The sequence below is a fragment of the Streptomyces sp. NPDC048338 genome (assembly GCF_043201055.1).
Classification (GTDB): Bacteria; Actinomycetota; Actinomycetes; order Streptomycetales; family Streptomycetaceae; genus Streptomyces.
Genome location: NZ_JBICYQ010000015.1, coordinates 214220 through 232740, shown reverse-complemented (window position 1 = coordinate 232740; position 18521 = coordinate 214220). Strand labels below are relative to the sequence as shown.

At 68.1% G+C, this 18521-nt stretch carries 16 protein-coding genes and 1 tRNA gene; 7 read left to right on the top strand and 10 right to left on the bottom strand.

Annotated features, from left to right (window positions below; translation table 11 throughout):
- Positions 1 to 7 precede the first annotated feature (7 nt).
- The 6 genes from ACGFZF_RS31440 to ACGFZF_RS31415 all read left to right on the top strand — a co-directional run bounded on the left by ACGFZF_RS31440 (position 8) and on the right by ACGFZF_RS31415 (position 3690).
- Positions 8 to 1108, top strand: a complete 1101-nt coding sequence (locus ACGFZF_RS31440) for a hypothetical protein (protein ID WP_393559701.1) — start codon at positions 8 to 10, stop codon at positions 1106 to 1108.
- Positions 1108 to 1737: a hypothetical protein gene (locus ACGFZF_RS31435; protein WP_356776089.1), complete on the top strand. Its 630-nt coding sequence runs from the start codon at positions 1108 to 1110 to the stop codon at positions 1735 to 1737. Before ACGFZF_RS31440 ends, ACGFZF_RS31435 begins: the two co-directional genes overlap by 1 nt.
- 23 nt (positions 1738 to 1760) lie before the next feature.
- Entirely contained in the window at positions 1761 to 2162 is a 402-nt protein-coding gene (locus ACGFZF_RS31430; RefSeq protein ID WP_393559698.1) for an ATP-binding protein, read from the top strand.
- 95 nt (positions 2163 to 2257) lie between these two features.
- The gene (locus ACGFZF_RS31425) at positions 2258 to 3178 is read left to right on the top strand and encodes a peptidoglycan-binding protein (protein WP_393559696.1); all 921 of its coding nucleotides are present in this window, start codon (positions 2258 to 2260) and stop codon (positions 3176 to 3178) included.
- Positions 3179 to 3206: 28 nt separating this feature from the next.
- Positions 3207 to 3440 carry a hypothetical protein gene (locus ACGFZF_RS31420; protein WP_356599689.1) on the top strand — a complete coding sequence of 78 codons (234 nt, stop codon included), beginning with the start codon at positions 3207 to 3209 and terminating at the stop codon, positions 3438 to 3440.
- A complete protein-coding gene (locus ACGFZF_RS31415; RefSeq protein ID WP_393559693.1) occupies positions 3427 to 3690 on the top strand; it encodes a hypothetical protein in 264 nt (87 codons plus the stop codon). The genes ACGFZF_RS31420 and ACGFZF_RS31415 overlap by 14 nt, the downstream gene beginning before the upstream one ends.
- Before the next feature lie 78 nt (positions 3691 to 3768).
- Here ACGFZF_RS31415 and ACGFZF_RS31410 read toward each other — a convergent pair whose 3' ends face one another.
- The 10 genes from ACGFZF_RS31410 to ACGFZF_RS31365 all read right to left on the bottom strand — a co-directional run bounded on the left by ACGFZF_RS31410 (position 3769) and on the right by ACGFZF_RS31365 (position 17011).
- Positions 3769 to 7668 (bottom strand): DNA-directed RNA polymerase subunit beta', encoded by a 3900-nt coding sequence (locus tag ACGFZF_RS31410; protein WP_393559691.1) that lies wholly within the window; start codon positions 7666 to 7668, stop codon positions 3769 to 3771.
- 100 nt (positions 7669 to 7768) lie between these two features.
- The gene (gene rpoB, locus ACGFZF_RS31405; RefSeq protein ID WP_393559689.1) at positions 7769 to 11251 is read right to left on the bottom strand and encodes a DNA-directed RNA polymerase subunit beta; all 3483 of its coding nucleotides are present in this window, start codon (positions 11249 to 11251) and stop codon (positions 7769 to 7771) included.
- A 542-nt stretch (positions 11252 to 11793) separates the two neighbouring features.
- Positions 11794 to 12177 (bottom strand): 50S ribosomal protein L7/L12, encoded by a 384-nt coding sequence (gene rplL / locus ACGFZF_RS31400; protein WP_072485559.1) that lies wholly within the window; start codon positions 12175 to 12177, stop codon positions 11794 to 11796.
- Between the two features lie 114 nt (positions 12178 to 12291).
- Positions 12292 to 12822, bottom strand: a complete 531-nt coding sequence (rplJ, locus tag ACGFZF_RS31395) for a 50S ribosomal protein L10 (protein WP_147980740.1) — start codon at positions 12820 to 12822, stop codon at positions 12292 to 12294.
- A gap of 266 nt (positions 12823 to 13088) precedes the next feature.
- Positions 13089 to 14030 carry a hypothetical protein gene (locus ACGFZF_RS31390; RefSeq protein WP_393559686.1) on the bottom strand — a complete coding sequence of 314 codons (942 nt, stop codon included), beginning with the start codon at positions 14028 to 14030 and terminating at the stop codon, positions 13089 to 13091.
- Between the two features lie 155 nt (positions 14031 to 14185).
- Positions 14186 to 14914: a 50S ribosomal protein L1 gene (gene rplA, locus ACGFZF_RS31385; RefSeq protein WP_393559684.1), complete on the bottom strand. Its 729-nt coding sequence runs from the start codon at positions 14912 to 14914 to the stop codon at positions 14186 to 14188.
- A gap of 79 nt (positions 14915 to 14993) precedes the next feature.
- Complete coding sequence (gene rplK, locus ACGFZF_RS31380) at positions 14994 to 15428, bottom strand: 50S ribosomal protein L11 (protein ID WP_030318720.1); 435 nt, start codon at positions 15426 to 15428, stop codon at positions 14994 to 14996.
- Positions 15429 to 15586: 158 nt separating this feature from the next.
- Complete coding sequence (gene nusG, locus ACGFZF_RS31375; protein WP_393559682.1) at positions 15587 to 16504, bottom strand: transcription termination/antitermination protein NusG; 918 nt, start codon at positions 16502 to 16504, stop codon at positions 15587 to 15589.
- 42 nt (positions 16505 to 16546) lie between these two features.
- Positions 16547 to 16834, bottom strand: coding sequence for a preprotein translocase subunit SecE (gene secE, locus ACGFZF_RS31370; protein ID WP_393559680.1), 288 nt, complete (start codon positions 16832 to 16834; stop codon positions 16547 to 16549).
- A gap of 104 nt (positions 16835 to 16938) precedes the next feature.
- Positions 16939 to 17011, bottom strand: a tRNA-Trp gene (locus ACGFZF_RS31365).
- 202 nt (positions 17012 to 17213) lie between these two features.
- Here ACGFZF_RS31365 and ACGFZF_RS31360 point away from each other — a divergent pair.
- Entirely contained in the window at positions 17214 to 18440 is a 1227-nt protein-coding gene (locus ACGFZF_RS31360; protein ID WP_393559678.1) for a pyridoxal phosphate-dependent aminotransferase, read from the top strand.
- Positions 18441 to 18521: the final 81 nt, after the last annotated feature.

Below are 18521 nucleotides of genomic sequence, written 5' to 3'. Positions count from 1 at the left end.
GCCCGCGATGGCCATCGACACGCCCTACCGGGCGATCTTCTGCGACCTCATCACCGACCAGACCCTCGACATCCTGCCGCTGCGGGACGTCCAGTTCGACGACTTCATAGGCAAGGCCGGCTCCCTGTCCGGCACCATCCCCATCCCGAACCGGGCCATCGCCGACCGGGTACGGCAGATCCAGGAGGGCCGTACCGCGGTCTACCTGGAACGCGGCGGCGACCTGTGGTGGGGCGGCATCGTCTGGACCAGCACCCTGCAGTCCAGCGACCGCGGCGTGCTGACCCTCTCCGTCCAGGCGGCGACGTTCGACTCGTACGCGGCACGCCGCCGCATCCGCACGGAGATCAAGTACACCGAGCCGACCGACCAGCTGGCCATCGCGCGCCGGCTGTGGACCGAACTCCAGGCCGGGGCCCGCTGCTTCAAGGTCACCGTCGGGGAGGAGACCTCCGACGTCCGGCGGACGGTCACCTGGCGCCTCGGCGACGAGACCATGTACCTGGAGGCGCTCGACCAGCTCGCCGCGATGGAGGACGGCTTCGAGCACCAGATCCTGGTCTACCGCGACCCGGTCACCGGCGAACGGATCCGGCAGCTCCGCCTCGGGGCTCCCAAGATCCGCACCGGCGCCACCGACCTGCTCTTCGACCGGCCCGGCGTGATCCTCGCGTACTCCTTCCCGCGCGACGCGACCCGGGGCGGCACCACCGCCCTGGCCCGCGGCGCGTCCACCAACTCCAACGCGGCGGCCGAGTCCCGGCCGCTGTTCTCCACCGAGCAGGTCGACTCGGCCCTGCTCGCCGACGGCTGGCCGCTGATCGACCTGTCCTCGGACCACAACGAGATCAGCGACCAGCTCACCCTGGACTCGCTGGCCGCCGCCGAACTCGCCCAGGCACGCGGCGCCGTCGTCATCCCCGAGATCAGCATCCACCTCGGCGGCATCGTCCCGCCGGCCCTGCTCGGGCGGGTCGCCCGCATCCGCATCACCGACGAATGGCACCCCACGGGCCTCGACGCGCGCTTCCGCATCATCGGCGTCAAGGTCCGGCCCCCGGAGCGGGGCCGCCCCGACACCGCCGAGCTCTATCTCGAGGAGGCCTGATGCCCCAGCTGCCCGAGGACATCATCGACCGGCTCAACCAGATGGAGCGCCGGATCAAGGCGCTGTCCACCGCGGTCAACACCCGCCCCGCCCTCAACGAGGTCGCCAACGGCCAGCTGACGGTGAAGCGGACCAACGCCGACGGCTCGACGGCCGCCGTCCTGCAGATGGGCGGCAGCTCGCCGACGGCCACCCGGCCCGTCATCCGGATCTTCGACGGCTACAACCACGAGATCTTCGCCGACGACATCCTGACCGGCGGACTCGCCCGGCCCTGGCTCCAGCTGCTCCCCCCGGTGGACCTCAACTCGGCCCGCTGGCCGTCCACCAGCAGCACCACCTTCACCGCCGTCGCCCAGTCCTTCAACCCCGTCTGGCAGCCGAAGATGCGCCTGTCGATCTACACGAAGGCGTCCAGCGGCGCGACCGGCCAGGTGAAGGTGCTCGTCGACGGCCAGCAGTTCGGACCCACCGTCACCGCCGGCACCACCTTCGACTACACCGGCCTGCTGCCCGTCGACATGCCGACCAAGTTCGGCAAGGTCATGACCATCGAGGTCCACGCCCTCGCCAGCAGCGGCGGGACGGTCTACGCCCAGCCCGTCCTGATGTACGGCACCCAGACCTGATCCGCCCACCGAGGAGCACACCCATGAACATCGACCCCACCCAGCCGTGGGGCGTGGCCATCGACTACGCGGGCCGCGCCACCGTCACCGAGAACGGCCACGCACTCGACGTCCGCGTCTACGACAACACCCTCGGCGGCTCCCTGGAACGCGACCCGATGACCGGCGAGTACCCGTCGGTGTACGTCAGCGCCCAGGTCACCGCGTCCGACGGCCCGGACACCACGCTGCGCGGCGCCGGACTGGTCGTGGTCAACGCCCAGGGCGGCGAGCCGGTGGTGCCCGACCCGACCGCCGTCCAGCGGGCCGTGGCGGCCGCCCTCGACGACTTCGAGCGCCGGCGCGCCGCCTGCGCCGCCCTCTGCGCCGCCTGGGACCCGACCCCGCCCGCCCCGCCGACGCCGCCCGTCACGCCCGTCCCGTAACCGGAGCCCCACCCCACCTGTTCGCCCGCCCGAGTGCGGGCCTTTTTCATGCCCGCTTCCTGGCATCCCTGCCCTTCCCGCCGGAGGAACCCACCATGGCCACTCCCCTCTCCGCCGACCGGCTCCTCGCCGCGCTGCGCGCCGAGGGCGTCAAGGTCGTCGAGCACGACGGCTGGCGCACCCACAACCGCAATCAGGCCGGCCCCTGGGGCCCCGTGAGCGGCGTGATGATCCACCACACCGTCTCCAGCGGCACCGCCTCGTCCGTCGAGCTCTGCTTCGACGGCTACGCCGGCCTGCCGGGCCCGCTGTGCCACGGCGTCATCGCCAAGGACGGCTCCGTCCATCTCGTCGGCAACGGCCGCGCCAACCACGCCGGCGGCGGCGACCCCTCCGTCCTGCAGGCCGTGATCACCGAGACCTACGGCGACCGGCCGCCCACCCCGCGCGCGCACCAGGGCAGCGCCGGCGCCGTCGACGGCAACACCCGGTTCTACGGCTTCGAGTGCGTCAACCTCGGCGACGGCAACGACCCGTGGCCGGCGGCCCAGCTCGACGCCGTCGAACGGGTCTCCGCGGCCCTCTGCCGGGCCCACGGCTGGGGCGCCAAGTCGGTCATCGGGCACCTGGAGTGGTCCGACTGGAAGAGCGACCCGCGCGGCTTCGGCATGCCGGGCATGCGGGACCGCGTCCAGAAGCGGCTGGGAGCCGCACCGTCCAAGACCCCCTCCGGCGCCACCTCCCCGGCCCGCCCGAGCACCCCGCGCTACCAGCCCTTCCCCGGCACCTCGTTCTTCAGGAAGAACCCGAGCTCGCCGATCGTCACCGCGATGGGCCGCCGGCTGATGGCCGAGGGCTGCTCCGCCTACACCGTCGGCCCCTCCCCCCGCTGGGGCGAGGCCGACCGGCGCAGCTACGCCAAGTGGCAGCGCAAGCTCGGCTTCCACGGCTCCGACGCCGACGGCTGGCCGGGCCCCGCCTCCTGGAACGCGTTGAAGGTCCCCTACTGCGGCTGAGTCCCGCCCTACCCGAGGAGTTCCACCGATGTCCGATGCCGCCAAGCGCACGGCCCGCACCGTCCTCCAGTCCGCCGTCGGTATCGCCGTCGTCCTGCCCGCGATCGTCGACGCCTCCGGCATCCCCGAGACCCTCCCGTGGGTCGCCGGGGCCCTGGCCGTCGCCGGCGCCCTGACCCGCGTCATGGCGCTGCCGGCGGTCCAGACCCTGCTGCCGTCCTGGCTCCGCAGCGCTGCGGGAGGCGCCGATGACCGAGTCTGAGCCGAACGACCCCGTCGCCGTGGCCGTGGAGCTGGAACGGCTCCGCGGCACGCTGGAGGCCGGCTTCGCCCGGGTCGACGGCTCGCTGGCGCTGCTCGTCCAGCGCAGCGACCAGACCGACAAGCAGCTCGCCGACATGGAGACCCGTCTCGACGCCCTGGAACGCGCCCGCTGGCCTCTGACCAGCATCGCCGCGCTCACGGCGAGCGCGGGCCTGATGATCGCGATCTGGGAGCTGGCCGGCCGCTGACCCTCCTGGGCCCGCGGCCCGGAAACGCCGAAGGGCGGCCACCCCACGGGGTGACCGCCCTTCGCACGTCGTACTCGCTTACTGGTTGTACGGACCGTAGTCGTAGTCCTCCAGCGGAACGGCCTGGCCGGAGCCGGTGCCGAACGGCGAGTAGTCGATGTCGTCGTAGCCGACGGCCGAGTACATCGCGGCCTTGGCCTCCTCGGTCGGCTCGACCCGGATGTTGCGGTAGCGGGCCAGACCCGTACCGGCCGGGATGAGCTTACCGATGATGACGTTCTCCTTGAGGCCGATCAGGGAGTCCGACTTGGCGTTGATCGCCGCGTCGGTCAGAACCCGGGTCGTCTCCTGGAAGGACGCCGCCGACAGCCACGACTCGGTGGCGAGCGAGGCCTTGGTGATACCCATCAGCTGCGGACGGCCGGAGGCGGGGTGACCGCCCTCGGTGACCACACGACGGTTCTCGGTCTCGAACTTCGAGCGCTCGACGAGCTCGCCCGGCAGCAGCTCCGCGTCGCCGGACTCGATGATCGTCACGCGGCGCAGCATCTGCCGGATGATGATCTCGATGTGCTTGTCGTGGATCGACACGCCCTGCGAGTTGTAGACCTTCTGGACTTCGCCGACCAGGTGGACCTGGACCGCGCGCTGACCGAGGATCCGCAGCACGTCGTGCGGGTTGGTGGCACCCACGGTGAGCTTCTGGCCCACCTCGACGTGGTCGCCCTCGCCCACGAGCAGACGGGCACGCTTCGAGATCGGGAACGCCGTCTCGTCGCTGCCGTCGTCCGGGGTGACGACGATCTTCTTGGTCTTCTCGGTCTCCTCGATGCGGACGCGGCCGGCCGCCTCCGAGATCGGGGCGACACCCTTGGGCTGACGCGCCTCGAAGAGCTCGACGACACGCGGCAGACCCTGGGTGATGTCGTCACCGGCCACACCACCGGTGTGGAAGGTACGCATCGTCAGCTGGGTACCGGGCTCACCGATGGACTGGGCGGCGATGATGCCGACCGCCTCACCGATGTCGACCAGCTTGCCGGTGGCCAGGGAGCGGCCGTAGCAGAAGGCACAGGTGCCGACCGCCGACTCACAGGTCAGGACCGAGCGGGTCTTGACCTCCTCCACGCCCGCGCCGACGAGCGCGTCGATGAGCACGTCACCCAGGTCGACGTTGGCCGGCGCGATGACCTTGCCGTCCACGACGACGTCCTCGGCGAGCATCCGCGCGTACACGGAGGTCTCGACGTCGTCCGTCTTGCGCAGGACGCCGTCGGCACCCCGCTCGGCGATCTTCAGCTTCAGACCGCGCTCGGTGCCGCAGTCCTCCTCGCGGATGATCACGTCCTGCGAGACGTCCACCAGACGACGGGTCAGGTAACCCGAGTCGGCGGTACGCAGGGCGGTGTCGGCGAGACCCTTACGGGCACCGTGCGTGGAGATGAAGTACTCGAGGACGGTGAGGCCCTCGCGGAAGGACGCCTTGATGGGACGCGGGATCGTCTCGTTCTTGGCGTTCGACACCAGACCACGCATACCCGCGATCTGACGCATCTGCATCATGTTTCCTCGGGCACCCGAGTCGACCATCATGAAGATGGGGTTCGTCTTCGGGAAGTTCGCGTTCATCGCCTCGGCGACCTCGTTGGTCGCCTTGGTCCAGATCGCGATGAGCTCCTGAGTGCGCTCTTCCTTGGTGATCAGACCGCGCTCGTACTGCTTCTGGACCTTCTCGTCCTGCGCCTCGTAGCCCGCGACGATGGCCTTCTTGGCCTCGGGCACGACGACGTCGGAGATGGCCACGGTGACACCGGAACGGGTCGCCCAGTAGAAGCCCGACGCCTTCAGGTTGTCGAGCGTCGCCGCGACGATGACCTTGGGGTAGCGCTCGGCCAGGTCGTTGACGATCTCGGAGAGCTGCTTCTTGCCCACCGAGTAGTCGACGAACGGGTAGTCCTCGGGCAGCAGCTCGTTGAAGAGCGCGCGGCCCAGCGAGGTGCGCAGGCGGAAGGAGTCGCCCGTCTGCCACTCCGGCTCGCCCTCCTCGGCGACCGGGGGAACCCAGCCGCGCGGCGGAACGCTGCCGATGGGGAAGCGGATGTCGACCTGCGCCTGGAGCGAGAGCTCGCGGGCGTCGAAGGCCATGATCGCCTCGGCGGTGGAGCCGAAGGAACGACCGGCGCCGACGACCTCGCGCTCGTCCTCGTCCGTGGTGAGGAAGAACAGACCCAGCACCATGTCCTGGGTCGGCATGGTGACGGGACGACCGTCGGCCGGCTTCAGGATGTTGTTCGAGGACAGCATCAGGATGCGGGCCTCGGCCTGCGCCTCCGCGGAGAGCGGCAGGTGCACGGCCATCTGGTCACCGTCGAAGTCCGCGTTGAACGCGGTGCAGACGAGCGGGTGGATCTGGATGGCCTTGCCCTCGACCAGCTGGGGCTCGAAGGCCTGGATGCCGAGGCGGTGCAGCGTGGGCGCACGGTTCAGCAGGACCGGGTGCTCGGCGATGACCTCTTCGAGGACGTCGTACACGACCGTGCGGCCGCGCTCGACCATCCGCTTGGCGCTCTTGATGTTCTGCGCGTGGTTCAGGTCGACCAGGCGCTTCATCACGAACGGCTTGAAGAGCTCCAGCGCCATGGCCTTGGGCAGACCGCACTGGTGCAGCTTCAGCTGCGGACCGACGACGATGACGGAACGCGCGGAGTAGTCCACACGCTTGCCGAGCAGGTTCTGACGGAATCGACCCTGCTTGCCCTTCAGCATGTCGCTGAGGGACTTCAGCGGACGGTTGCCGGGGCCCGTGACCGGGCGACCGCGACGGCCGTTGTCGAAGAGGGCGTCGACCGCCTCCTGGAGCATCCGCTTCTCGTTGTTCACGATGATCTCGGGGGCACCGAGGTCGAGCAGACGCTTCAGACGGTTGTTGCGGTTGATCACGCGGCGGTACAGGTCGTTCAGGTCGGAGGTCGCGAAGCGGCCACCGTCCAGCTGCACCATCGGACGCAGGTCCGGCGGGATCACCGGCACGCAGTCGAGAACCATGCCCTTGGGGCTGTTCGCGGTCTGCAGGAACGCGGAGACGACCTTGAGGCGCTTGAGCGCACGGGTCTTCTTCTGGCCCTTGCCGGTACGGATGATCTCGCGGAGGCGCTCGGCCTCCTCGTCGAGGTCGAAGGACTCCAGGCGCTTCTGCAGCGCCGCGGCACCCATCGAGCCGTCGAAGTACGTGCCGAAGCGGTCACGCAGCTCGCGGTAGAGGAGCTCGTCGCCCTCCAGGTCCTGGACCTTGAGGTTCTTGAAGCGGTTCCAGACCTCGTCGAGACGGTCGATCTCGCGCTGCGCACGGTCGCGCAGCTGCTTCATCTCACGCTCGGCACCCTCGCGCACCTTGCGGCGCACGTCGGCCTTGGCACCCTCGGCCTCGAGCTCGGCCAGGTCGGTCTCGAGCTTCTTGGCGCGGGCCTCCAGGTCGGAGTCGCGACGGTTCTCGATCTGCTGACGCTCGACGGAGACGTGGGCCTCCAGCGACGGCAGGTCACGCGTACGGCGCTCGTCGTCGACGAACGTGATCATGTACGCCGCGAAGTAGATGACCTTCTCGAGGTCCTTCGGGGCGAGGTCGAGCAGGTAGCCCAGGCGCGACGGGACACCCTTGAAGTACCAGATGTGGGTGACGGGAGCGGCCAGTTCGATGTGGCCCATCCGCTCACGGCGCACCTTGGCGCGGGTGACCTCGACGCCACACCGCTCACAGATGATGCCCTTGAAGCGGACACGCTTGTACTTGCCGCAGTAGCACTCCCAGTCCCGGGTCGGACCGAAGATCTTCTCGCAGAAGAGTCCGTCCTTCTCGGGCTTCAGGGTGCGGTAGTTGATGGTCTCCGGCTTCTTGACCTCGCCGTGGGACCACTGACGGATGTCGTCCGCGGTGGCAAGGCCAATCCGCAGCTCGTCGAAGAAGTTGACGTCGAGCACTATGCGTCAATCCCTCTCAGGGTTGAGTCTCAATTTGGTCTGATGGGGGTCCCGGGGTCGGTGGGGGGCTCGTGGGTACGAGCCCCTCACCGGACTCCCGTCAGACCTCTTCGACGCTGCTCGGCTCGCGCCGGGACAGGTCGATACCGAGCTCCTCCGCCGCGCGGAAGACGTCCTCGTCGGTGTCGCGCATCTCGATGGACATGCCGTCCGAGGACAGCACCTCCACGTTGAGGCACAGGGACTGCATCTCCTTGATGAGCACCTTGAAGGACTCGGGGATGCCGGGCTCAGGGATGTTCTCGCCCTTGACGATGGCCTCGTAGACCTTCACACGGCCGGTCACGTCGTCGGACTTGATCGTCAGCAGCTCCTGGAGGGCGTAAGCGGCGCCGTACGCCTCCAGCGCCCACACCTCCATCTCACCGAAGCGCTGGCCACCGAACTGGGCCTTACCACCCAGCGGCTGCTGGGTGATCATCGAGTACGGACCGGTCGACCGGGCGTGCAGCTTGTCGTCGACCAGGTGGTGCAGCTTGAGGATGTACATGTACCCGATCGAGATCGGGTCCGGGAACGGCTCGCCGGAGCGGCCGTCGAACAGACGCGCCTTGCCGGACGGCAGGACCAGGCGGTCGCCGTCGCGGTTCGGGATGGTGTGCTCGAAGAGACCGGAGATCTCGTCCTCGCGGGCACCGTCGAACACCGGGGTGGCGACGTTCGTGCCGGGCTTGACCTCGTCGGCGCCGATCACCTGGAGGCGCTGCGCCCACTCGTCCGCGAGGCCGGAGACGTCCCAGCCGCGGCTGGCGAGCCAGCCGAGGTGGATCTCCAGGACCTGTCCCGGGTTCATTCGGGACGGGACACCCAGCGGGTTCAGGATGATGTCGACCGGGGTGCCGTCCTCCAGGAACGGCATGTCCTCGATCGGCAGGATCTTGGAGATGACGCCCTTGTTGCCGTGACGGCCGGCGAGCTTGTCACCATCGGTGATCTTGCGCTTCTGGGCGACGTAGACGCGGACCAGCTGGTTCACGCCCGGGGGAAGCTCGTCGCCCTCCTCGCGGTCGAAGACGCGGACGCCGATGACCTTGCCGGTCTCGCCGTGCGGCACCTTCAGCGAGGTGTCACGGACCTCACGGGCCTTCTCGCCGAAGATCGCGCGGAGCAGGCGCTCCTCCGGGGTCAGCTCGGTCTCGCCCTTGGGCGTGACCTTGCCGACGAGGATGTCGCCGGCGACGACCTCGGCACCGATCCGGATGATGCCGCGCTCGTCGAGGTCCGCGAGGACCTCCTCGGAGACGTTCGGGATGTCCCGGGTGATCTCCTCGGGGCCCAGCTTGGTGTCACGGGCGTCGACCTCGTGCTCCTCGATGTGGATCGAGGAGAGGACGTCGTCCTGCACGAGGCGCTGCGACAGGATGATCGCGTCCTCGTAGTTGTGACCCTCCCACGGCATGAACGCCACGAGCAGGTTCTTGCCGAGCGCCATCTCACCGTTCTCGGTGGCCGGGCCGTCGGCGAGGACCTGGCCCTCGATGACCCGGTCGCCCTCGGAGACGACGACCTTCTGGTTGACCGAGGTGCCCTGGTTCGAGCGGGAGAACTTGGCGATGCGGTACGTGGTGTACGTGCCGTCGTCGTTCGTGACGGTGATGTAGTCGGCCGAGACCTCCTGGATCACACCGTCCTTCTCCGCCTTGATGACGTCGCCGGCGTCGGTGGCACAGCGGTACTCCATGCCGGTGCCGACGAGCGGGGCCTCGGACTTAATCAGCGGCACCGCCTGACGCATCATGTTCGCGCCCATGAGGGCACGGTTGGCGTCGTCGTGCTCGAGGAAGGGGATCATCGCCGTCGCGACCGACACCATCTGGCGCGGCGAGACGTCCATGTAGTCGACCTCGGTCGGCGGGACGTAGTCGACCTCGCCACCACGGCGGCGGACCAGGACGCGAGCCTCGGTGAACTGCAGCTCGTCGTTCAGGGTCGCGTTCGCCTGGGCGATGACGAAGCGGTCCTCCTCGTCGGCGGTGATGTAGTCGACCTCGTCGGTGACCTGGCCGTCGACGACCTTGCGGTACGGCGTCTCGATGAAGCCGAACGCGTTGACGCGGCCGTACGAGGCGAGCGAACCGATCAGACCGATGTTCGGGCCTTCGGGGGTCTCGATCGGGCACATGCGTCCGTAGTGGGACGGGTGCACGTCTCGGACCTCGAAGCCGGCCCGCTCACGGGACAGACCACCCGGGCCAAGCGCCGAGAGACGGCGCTTGTGGGTGAGACCCGACAGCGGGTTGTTCTGGTCCATGAACTGCGACAGCTGGCTGGTGCCGAAGAACTCCTTGATGGAGGCGACGACCGGCCGGATGTTGATCAGGGTCTGCGGCGTGATCGCCTCGACGTCCTGGGTGGTCATGCGCTCGCGCACGACGCGCTCCATACGAGCCAGACCCGTACGGACCTGGTTCTGGATGAGCTCGCCGACGTTGCGCAGACGACGGTTGCCGAAGTGGTCGATGTCGTCGGTCTCGACGACGATCTCCCGGCCCGACTCGCCGATCGTCTCGGTCTCGCCCGCGTGGAGCTTCACCAGGTACTTGATCGTCGCGATGACGTCGTCCGTGGTGAGCACGCCGGCGTCCAGCGGCTCGTCCGCGCCGAGCTTCTTGTTCACCTTGTAGCGGCCGACCTTCGCGAGGTCGTAGCGCTTCGGGTTGAAGTAGAGGTTCTCGAGCAGCGTCTGAGCGGCCTCGCGCGTCGGCGGCTCGCCCGGGCGGAGCTTGCGGTAGATGTCGAGCAGCGCGTCGTCCTGGCCCTGGGTGTGGTCCTTCTCCAGGGTGGCGCGCATGGACTCGTACTCGCCGAACTCCTGCAGGATCTGCTCGGTGGTCCAGCCGAGAGCCTTGAGCAGGACGGTGACGGACTGCTTGCGCTTGCGGTCGATGCGGACACCGACCATGTCGCGCTTGTCGATCTCCATCTCCAGCCAGGCACCCCGGGACGGGATGATCTTGGCGGAGAAGATGTCCTTGTCGGACGTCTTGTCGATGGAGGAGTCGAAGTAGACACCCGGCGAGCGGACGAGCTGCGACACGACGACACGCTCGGTGCCGTTGATGACGAAGGTGCCCTTGTTGGTCATGAGCGGGAAGTCGCCCATGAAGACCGTCTGGGACTTGATCTCGCCGGTCTCGTTGTTGGTGAACTCGGCGGTGACGAAGAGCGGGGCGCCGTACGTGAAGTCACGGTCCTTGCACTCGTCGATCGAGTTCTTCGGCGGCTCGAAACGGTGGTCGCGGAAGGTCAGCGACATCGACCCGGAGAAGTCCTCGATCGGGGAGATCTCCTCGAAGATCTCCTCCAGACCCGACTTCCTGGGGACGTCCTGTCCCGACTCAAGGGCTGCCTCGACGCGAGCCTTCCAGGCCGCGTTGCCGAGAAGCCAGTCAAAGCTCTCGGTCTGCAGCGCGAGGAGGTTCGGAACCTCGAGGGGCTCCTTGATCTTTGCAAAGGAGATGCGCAGCGGGGCGGTGCTGGCGCCGTTGTTCGTATTGGTCGAGGCGTTGCGCGAGGCGGCCAAGAGGGGGTCCTTCCGAGGGCTCGGACTCACTACGCGCGTACCGGTCCCTTGCGGGGCACTGGGACGAACACTCCCGAAACGGGCTGAAAAGCCAGGTCAGGCGGGTCTGTCGACGGTGCTCTCGCGAGAGTATGCCCCAGGTGACGGGCAGGGGGCAGCTAACAGGCAGCGCAAAGGGACAGTGTAGCCACTTGGCCCACTGATGTCCAGGGCGAGTAATTCGCGACCCTCGTTGTTCTCAACTCCGCGGTACCTCGCGCCGTGTGGCGCACCTCGATACTGCCCGTTCCGCCGTCGATCCATGCCTCGGATACGGATCGTTGTGACGACGCGTCCTGAGAATTGCGCGCTGCGTGCGGTTCGTCAAGGCCCCCCGGTCTGCGGGGCGCACGGCGAAGATCACCATACTCCGCCCCGCGGGGGTCCCACGACCCCCGCCACGCCCTGTTCCGGGTACGCCGAAGGGCGATCACCCGGATGGGTGATCGCCCTTCACGAGGCGCCTGAAGGGCGCCTGAGCGAGTCAGGAGACTCGCGAGGTGTTACTTGACCTCGACGGAGGCGCCGGCGGCCTTGAGGGACTCGGCAGCCTTCTCCGCGGCCTCCTTGGCGACCTTCTCGAGGACCGGCTTCGGGGTGCCGTCGACGAGGTCCTTGGCCTCCTTCAGGCCGAGGGAGGTCAGCTCACGCACGACCTTGATGACCTGGATCTTCTTCTCGCCGGCACCCGTGAGGATGACGTCGAACTCGTCCTGCTCCTCGACGGCCTCGGCAACGGCACCCGGGCCGGCCGGACCGGCGACGGCGACGGCCGCGGCGGCGGTGACGTCGAACTTCTCCTCGAAGGCCTTCACGAACTCGGAGAGCTCGATGAGGGTCATCTCCTCGAACTGGGCGAGGAGGTCGTCCTGAGAGAGCTTCGCCATGATGGGCGATCCTTCCACTAATTCGGCTGGTGCCGATGTACATGTAGGCGGGCGTACTGTCGGCCCGCTGCGACCGTCCCCCCTGGTGGGGTGGCGGTCATTGCGCGAGCCGAGTTACTCGGCACCGCCCTGCTCGGCGAGCTTGACGCGAAGCGCCTCCGCGGTGCGGACGAACTTCGACGGCAGCGCCTGGAGGAGCGAGGCAGTCTGGGACTGCTTGCCCTTGAACGCGCCGGCCAGCTTGCTGAGCAGAACCTCGCGGGACTCGAGGTCCGCAAGCTTCTTGATCTCGTCGGCGGACAGCGCCTTGCCGTCAAGGACACCGCCCTTGATGACGAGGTTCGGGTTGTCCTTGGCGAAGTCACGAAGACCCTTGGCCGACTCCACCGGGTCACCGGTGATGAAGGCAGCGCCCGTCGGACCGGTGAACTGGTCGTCGAGCGAGGTGATCCCGGCCTCGTTGGCCGCAATCTTGGTCAGCGTGTTCTTCACCACGGCGTACTGGGCGTTCTCACCGAGCGAACGGCGCAGCGTCTTCAGCTGCGCCACGGTGAGACCCCGGTACTCGGTCAGCACGACGGCGTTCGAGCTCTGGAACTTGTCCTTGAGCTCGGCTACCGCGGCAGCCTTGTCGGGCCTTGCCATGAGCGTCGGCCTCCTTCCGGGTGATGAGGACCGCTCAGAAGGGGCTGATACAAAACAAAACGCCCCGGCGCAGGCGCACGGGGCACAGCTCGACCGGATTCGAGAATCCGGGAACTCTTCCACGATCACCTACGCGGGCCGTCCGCATCTCAGCGAACCTTCGGCCACTGCGCCCCCTTGCGAGTGCACAGCAACGACCAGCGGTCTTTGGCTTCTGTGGAAGAGTACGTGAAGGTGTCGGCAACGAGCAAATCCGCCCGTACGGCTCAGCTCCGGCCGGCGCCGGAGGAGCCGCCGCCGAGGTCCTTCAGCATGGCGAAGAGGTCCACGGTGTCCTTGGCCGGCGGGGCCTGGACGGCGGCCCGGGTGCCGTAGTCCGAGTAGTGCGCGGTCATGCTCATCGTGCCCTGGGGCGTCGTCATGCCGACGGCCATCTTCACCGGATAGCCGTCCTCGTCGACCCAGAGCTCCGTGTCGTACCCCTCGATCCCGGCCTTCTTCGCGCCGGCGATGACGGTCTCGCGGTCCTTCGCGGGGATCAGGTCGTCATAGGCCTCGTTGGCGTCGAGCATGTCCTCGAAGGTCAGCGTGCCCTTGTAGTGCTGGGCCTCGGTACCGTCGACCTTCTCGGCGCCCAGGTGCTTGAGGTCGGGGGACTTCAGCAGGAGGGCGAGCTGCTGGGCCGGGTCCTGGTTCATGTTCTCCAGGCCGCCCGTCATCTGCTTCTGGAGGCCCTTGCCCCCGCCGACCTGCGCCGCGGCCTCGAGGTCGAGCTTCATCCAGCGCTTGCCGTCCATCTCGGCGGCCTGCTTCGCGCCCACGTCCATGTAGAGGGCGTCGTCGAGCAGGATCATGCGCGTCTGCTCGGGGGCGCCGGGGCCCGCCGCGCCCAGCATGGAGCCCTTCACGGTGATGTCCATGACGCCGGGGTTCCACCCCTGGATGCCCGTCAGCTCGATACCGCCGCCTCCCTCGACGGCGGCCGGCATCGACAGGGACATCCGGACCTTCGCGGACCGGGCGTCCGCGGTCTTGAGGTACGCGGCCCGGATGACCTTCGTGACGGCCTCCTGGCCCTGCGCATGCCCCCGCACGGGCGCGTCGGCGGCCTTCTTCGCCCCGTCGCCGTCCTGACAGCCCGCGACACCGGCCACGACTGCCACGGCCGTCAGCGAGACGCCCGCGCGCTTCCATGCGGACATGCCCATGAGTCCCCACCCCTTGATCTTCGGTTCGGCGTTCGGTTGCACGGTACCCCCGGCCGGTGACGGCGCCGCACGCACGGAACCGGCCCCCCGCTCCTCCGAAGAGGGGCGGGGGGCCGGTTCTGGTTGCACTGCACGAGCCGGAAGGCTCAGCCCGGTCAGACAGCTGCCGGGTCCTCCTCGACGAGGAGGTTGCGGGTGCGGTTGGAGTCCAGCGGGATGCCGGGGCCCATCGTCGTCGCCAGGGTCGCCTTCTTGATGTAGCGGCCCTTGGCGGCGGACGGCTTCAGACGGAGGATCTCCTCCAGAGCCGCGGCGTAGTTCTCGACCAGCTTCGTCTCGTCGAAGGAGACCTTGCCGATGATGAAGTGCAGGTTCGAGTGCTTGTCGACGCGGAACTCGATCTTGCCGCCCTTGATGTCGTTGACAGCCTTCACGACGTCGGGGGTGACGGTTCCGGTCTTCGGGTTGGGCATGAGACCACGCGGGCCGAGGACGCGGCCGAGGCGGCCGACCTTGCCCATGAGGTCCGGGGTGGCCACCACGGCGTCGAACTCGTTCAGGCGGTTGCCCTTGGAGATCTCGTCGATGAGCTCGTCGGAGCCGACGATGTCGGCGCCCGCGGCGATCGCGGCCTCGGCACGGTCACCGGTCGCGAAGACCAGGACCCGGGCGGTCTTACCGGTGCCGTGCGGGAGGTTCACGGTGCCACGGACCATCTGGTCGGCCTTGCGCGGGTCGACGCCCAGGCGGAAGGCGACCTCGACGGTGCCGTCGAACTTGGTGGCGGCGGTGTCCTTGGCGAGACGGACGGCCTCGAGGGGGGCGTAGGTCCGCTCCCGGTCGATCTTGGCGTCCGCGCTGCGGAGAGCCTTGCTGCGCTTCACTTCTGCTCCTGTTGGTTCAGGTATGGAGTCGTGGTGCGGGCCGCGCCGGCCCTACCACTGAGGTCACGAAGGGGCTTGATCAGCCTTCGACCGTGATGCCCATGGAACGGGCGGTGCCGGCGATGATCTTCGACGCGGCGTCGAGGTCGTTGGCGTTCAGGTCGGGGAGCTTGACCGTGGCGATCTCGCGGACCTGGGCGGCCGTGAGCTTGGCGACCTTGGTCTTGTGCGGCTCGCCGGAGCCCTTGTCCACACCCGCGGCCTTGAGGATCAGCTTGGCGGCCGGCGGAGTCTTGGTGATGAAGGTGAAGGAGCGGTCCTCGTAGACCGTGATCTCCACCGGCACGACCATGCCACGCTGCGACTCGGTCGCGGCGTTGTAGGCCTTGCAGAACTCCATGATGTTGACGCCGTGCTGGCCCAGCGCGGGACCGACCGGCGGGGCCGGGTTGGCCGCACCAGCGTTGATCTGGAGCTTGATAAGCCCCGTGACCTTCTTCTTCTTGGGAGGCATTGCTCTCTCCGGGTCCTAGTGAGAGTGTTCAGCCCGCCATCCGGTCATCCGGATGCAGGCATACCGCACAACGATAACGGGTATACACGCGCGGCTAAAAACCGAGCAGGTCAGAGCGGCTACGAGAGCCACTCTGACCTGGTCGGAAACCTGTGGGACTAGTTCTTCTGGATCTGGTCGAAGCTGAGCTCGACCGGGGTCTCGCGACCGAAGATCTCGACGAGGCCCTTGACCTTCTTCGAGTCGGCGTTGATCTCGTTGATCGTGGCCTGAAGGGTGGCGAAGGGGCCGTCGGTGACGGTGACCGAGTCGCCCACCTCGAAGTCCAGGACCTCGACGGTGACCTTGCGGGCCGGCGCCGGCTTGCCCTCGGCCTCGGCGGCCTCGCGGGCGGCCTTCTCCTCGGCCTCCGGGGCGAGCATCTTGACGATCTCGTCCAGGGTCAGCGGGTACGGGTCGTAGGCGTTGCCCACGAAGCCGGTGACGCCGGGGGTGTTGCGGACGACGCCCCAGGACTCGTTCGTCAGATCCATGCGGACGAGAACGTAACCGGGCAGCTTGTTCTGCCGGACGTTCTTGCGCTCGCCGTTCTTGATCTGGACGATCTCTTCCTCGGGCACCTCGGCCTGGTAGATGAACTCCTCGACGTTCAGCGAGACGGCACGCTGCTCGAGGTTGGCCTTCACGCGCTTCTCGTAGCCCGCGTAGGTGTGGATCACGTACCACTCGCCGGGCAGGACACGCAGCTCGTCGCGGAGGGCCTGGATCGGGTCGACCGGAGCGGCGGGCTCCGCGGCCTCGTCCTCTTCCTCGTCACCCTCGGCGGACTCGGTCTCGGACTCGTCGTCCTCGACGCCGTCCTCGTCCTCGGCCTCGGCGTCCTCGTCGGACTCCTCGGCGTCGGCGTCCTCAGCCTCTTCGGTGTCCTCGACGTGCAGGGCAGCGGCCTCGGCCGCCTCGCCCGCAACGGCGTCAGCAGCCTCGGCCTGGTCCTCGTCGGCCGCCTCGACGATGTCGAGCTCGTCCTCAACGGACTCGACAGAATCGACGGCGTCGTTCAGGTTCGGGTCAGACACGGTGGCTGCTTCTTCCTGGATACAGATGGGTGGAACAAGAAATCAGCCGAAGACGTACTTGACTGCTTCCTGGAAGCCATAGTCAATCACGGTCACAAGGCCGATCATGATGACAACGAAGACAATCACTACCGTGGTGTACGTCGTCAGCTGGCTGCGAGTGGGCCAGACGACCTTGCGGAGTTCCGCGATGATCTGGCGGTAGAAGAGCGCGAGGCGGCCCAGGGGGCCCTTCTTCCCGCGCTTGCCGCCCTTGCGCGGCTTCTTCTTCGAGTCCGGCGCCTCGTCCTCGGCATCAGGCATGTCGATGGAGCCCACGGCGTCCGTCACGCTTCTCACCTGATCCCGGGTCATGGCAGTGCCGTGCCCGAATGGAGCCGCACGGCGGTGCATTGAAGTACGTACATGCGCACACATCCTGGCGGTGTGTGTAGCAGGGCCGGAGGGACTTGAACCCCCAACCGCCGGTTTTGGAGACCGGTGCTCTACCAATTGAGCTACGACCCTTTGTGGCTCCCCCAACCTACCGCATCGTGAGATGTGGTCGGTGCGGGCCAACGAGCAGTGAGTGTACGTGGTGATGGGGCCCACGTCGAACAGAAAGCGCCCCGACCTGCCACCGGACGCGCGTACGACCGGGAATGACCGTTCCTGTCCGCTCCTCGAAACCTGTGTACCGGGTCCCGAGGCCGTCTGGGACCATGGCCGCATGAGCGCTGCTACCCCTCCGACCGAGCGCCGGGTCTCCGCCCGCATCGGTGCGATCTCCGAGTCCGCCACCCTCGCCGTCGACGCCAAGGCCAAGGCCCTCAAGGCCGCCGGGCGTCCGGTGATCGGCTTCGGCGCGGGTGAGCCCGACTTCCCGACGCCGGACTACATCGTCGAAGCCGCCGTGGAGGCGTGCAAGAACCCGAAGTACCACCGCTACACGCCGGCCGGCGGTCTGCCCGAGCTGAAGTCCGCGATCGCCGCCAAGACGCTGCGCGACTCCGGCTACGAGGTCGACCCCTCCCAGATCCTGGTGACCAACGGCGGCAAGCAGGCGATCTACGAGGCGTTCGCCGCGATCCTCGACCCGGGCGACGAGGTCATCGTCCCGGCCCCGTACTGGACCACCTACCCCGAGTCGATCCGGCTCGCGGGCGGTGTCCCGGTCGAGGTCGTCGCCGACGAGACCACCGGCTACCGCGTCTCGGTGGAGCAGCTGGAGGCCGCGCGCACGGAGAGGACCAAGGTCGTCCTCTTCGTCTCCCCGTCCAACCCGACCGGCGCCGTCTACAGCGAGGCCGAGACCGAGGCGATCGGCCGCTGGGCCGTCGAGCACGGCCTGTGGGTGCTGACGGACGAGATCTACGAGCACCTGGTCTACGGCGGGGCGAGCGCCGTCTCCCTGCCGGCCGTCATGCCGGCGCTGCGCGACAAGTGCATCGTCGTCAACGGCGTCGCCAAGACGTACGCGATGACCGGCTGGCGCGTGGGGTGGATCATCGGCCCGAAGGACGTCGTGAAGGCCGCGACCAACCTGCAGTCGCACGCCACCTCCAACGTCAGCAACGTGGCGCAGGTGGCCGCGCTCGCCGCCGTCTCGGGTGACCTGGAGGCCGTCGCGGAGATGGGCCGCGCCTTCGACCGGCGCCGCCAGACGATCGTGCGGATGCTCAACGAGATCGAGGGCGTCCTCTGCCCGACCCCGGAGGGCGCGTTCTACGTGTACCCCTCGGTGAAGGCCCTGCTCGGCAAGGAGATCCGCGGCAAGCGCCCGCAGACCTCGGTCGAGCTGGCCGCCCTGATCCTGGACGAGGCCGAGGTCGCGGTCGTCCCGGGCGAGGCCTTCGGGACGCCCGGCTACCTGCGCCTCTCCTACGCGCTGGGTGACGAGGACCTGGTCGAGGGCGTGTCCCGGATGCAGAAGCTCCTCGCCGAGGCACGCGACTGACGCGCTTCCCGCCACGTGCGAACGGGCCCCCGGTTCCGAGGAACCGGGGGCCCGTTTTCACGTTCGAGCAAGGTCCCGATC

Excerpts from the sequence above, each read along its gene's own strand:
- ACGFZF_RS31415 (WP_393559693.1), top strand. The coding sequence starts at position 3,427 with ATGACCGAGTCTGAGCCGAACGACCCCGTCGCCGTGGCCGTGGAGCTG.
- rplK (WP_030318720.1), bottom strand. The coding sequence starts at position 15,428 with ATGCCTCCCAAGAAGAAGAAGGTCACGGGGCTTATCAAGCTCCAGATC.
- ACGFZF_RS31390 (WP_393559686.1), bottom strand. The coding sequence starts at position 14,030 with ATGGGCATGTCCGCATGGAAGCGCGCGGGCGTCTCGCTGACGGCCGTG.
- rplL (WP_072485559.1), bottom strand. The coding sequence starts at position 12,177 with ATGGCGAAGCTCTCTCAGGACGACCTCCTCGCCCAGTTCGAGGAGATG.
- ACGFZF_RS31420 (WP_356599689.1), top strand. The coding sequence starts at position 3,207 with ATGTCCGATGCCGCCAAGCGCACGGCCCGCACCGTCCTCCAGTCCGCC.
- ACGFZF_RS31425 (WP_393559696.1), top strand. The coding sequence starts at position 2,258 with ATGGCCACTCCCCTCTCCGCCGACCGGCTCCTCGCCGCGCTGCGCGCC.
- ACGFZF_RS31430 (WP_393559698.1), top strand. The coding sequence starts at position 1,761 with ATGAACATCGACCCCACCCAGCCGTGGGGCGTGGCCATCGACTACGCG.
- ACGFZF_RS31360 (WP_393559678.1), top strand. The coding sequence starts at position 17,214 with ATGAGCGCTGCTACCCCTCCGACCGAGCGCCGGGTCTCCGCCCGCATC.
- ACGFZF_RS31435 (WP_356776089.1), top strand. The coding sequence starts at position 1,108 with ATGCCCCAGCTGCCCGAGGACATCATCGACCGGCTCAACCAGATGGAG.
- ACGFZF_RS31440 (WP_393559701.1), top strand. The coding sequence starts at position 8 with ATGGCCATCGACACGCCCTACCGGGCGATCTTCTGCGACCTCATCACC.
- rplJ (WP_147980740.1), bottom strand. The coding sequence starts at position 12,822 with ATGGCAAGGCCCGACAAGGCTGCCGCGGTAGCCGAGCTCAAGGACAAG.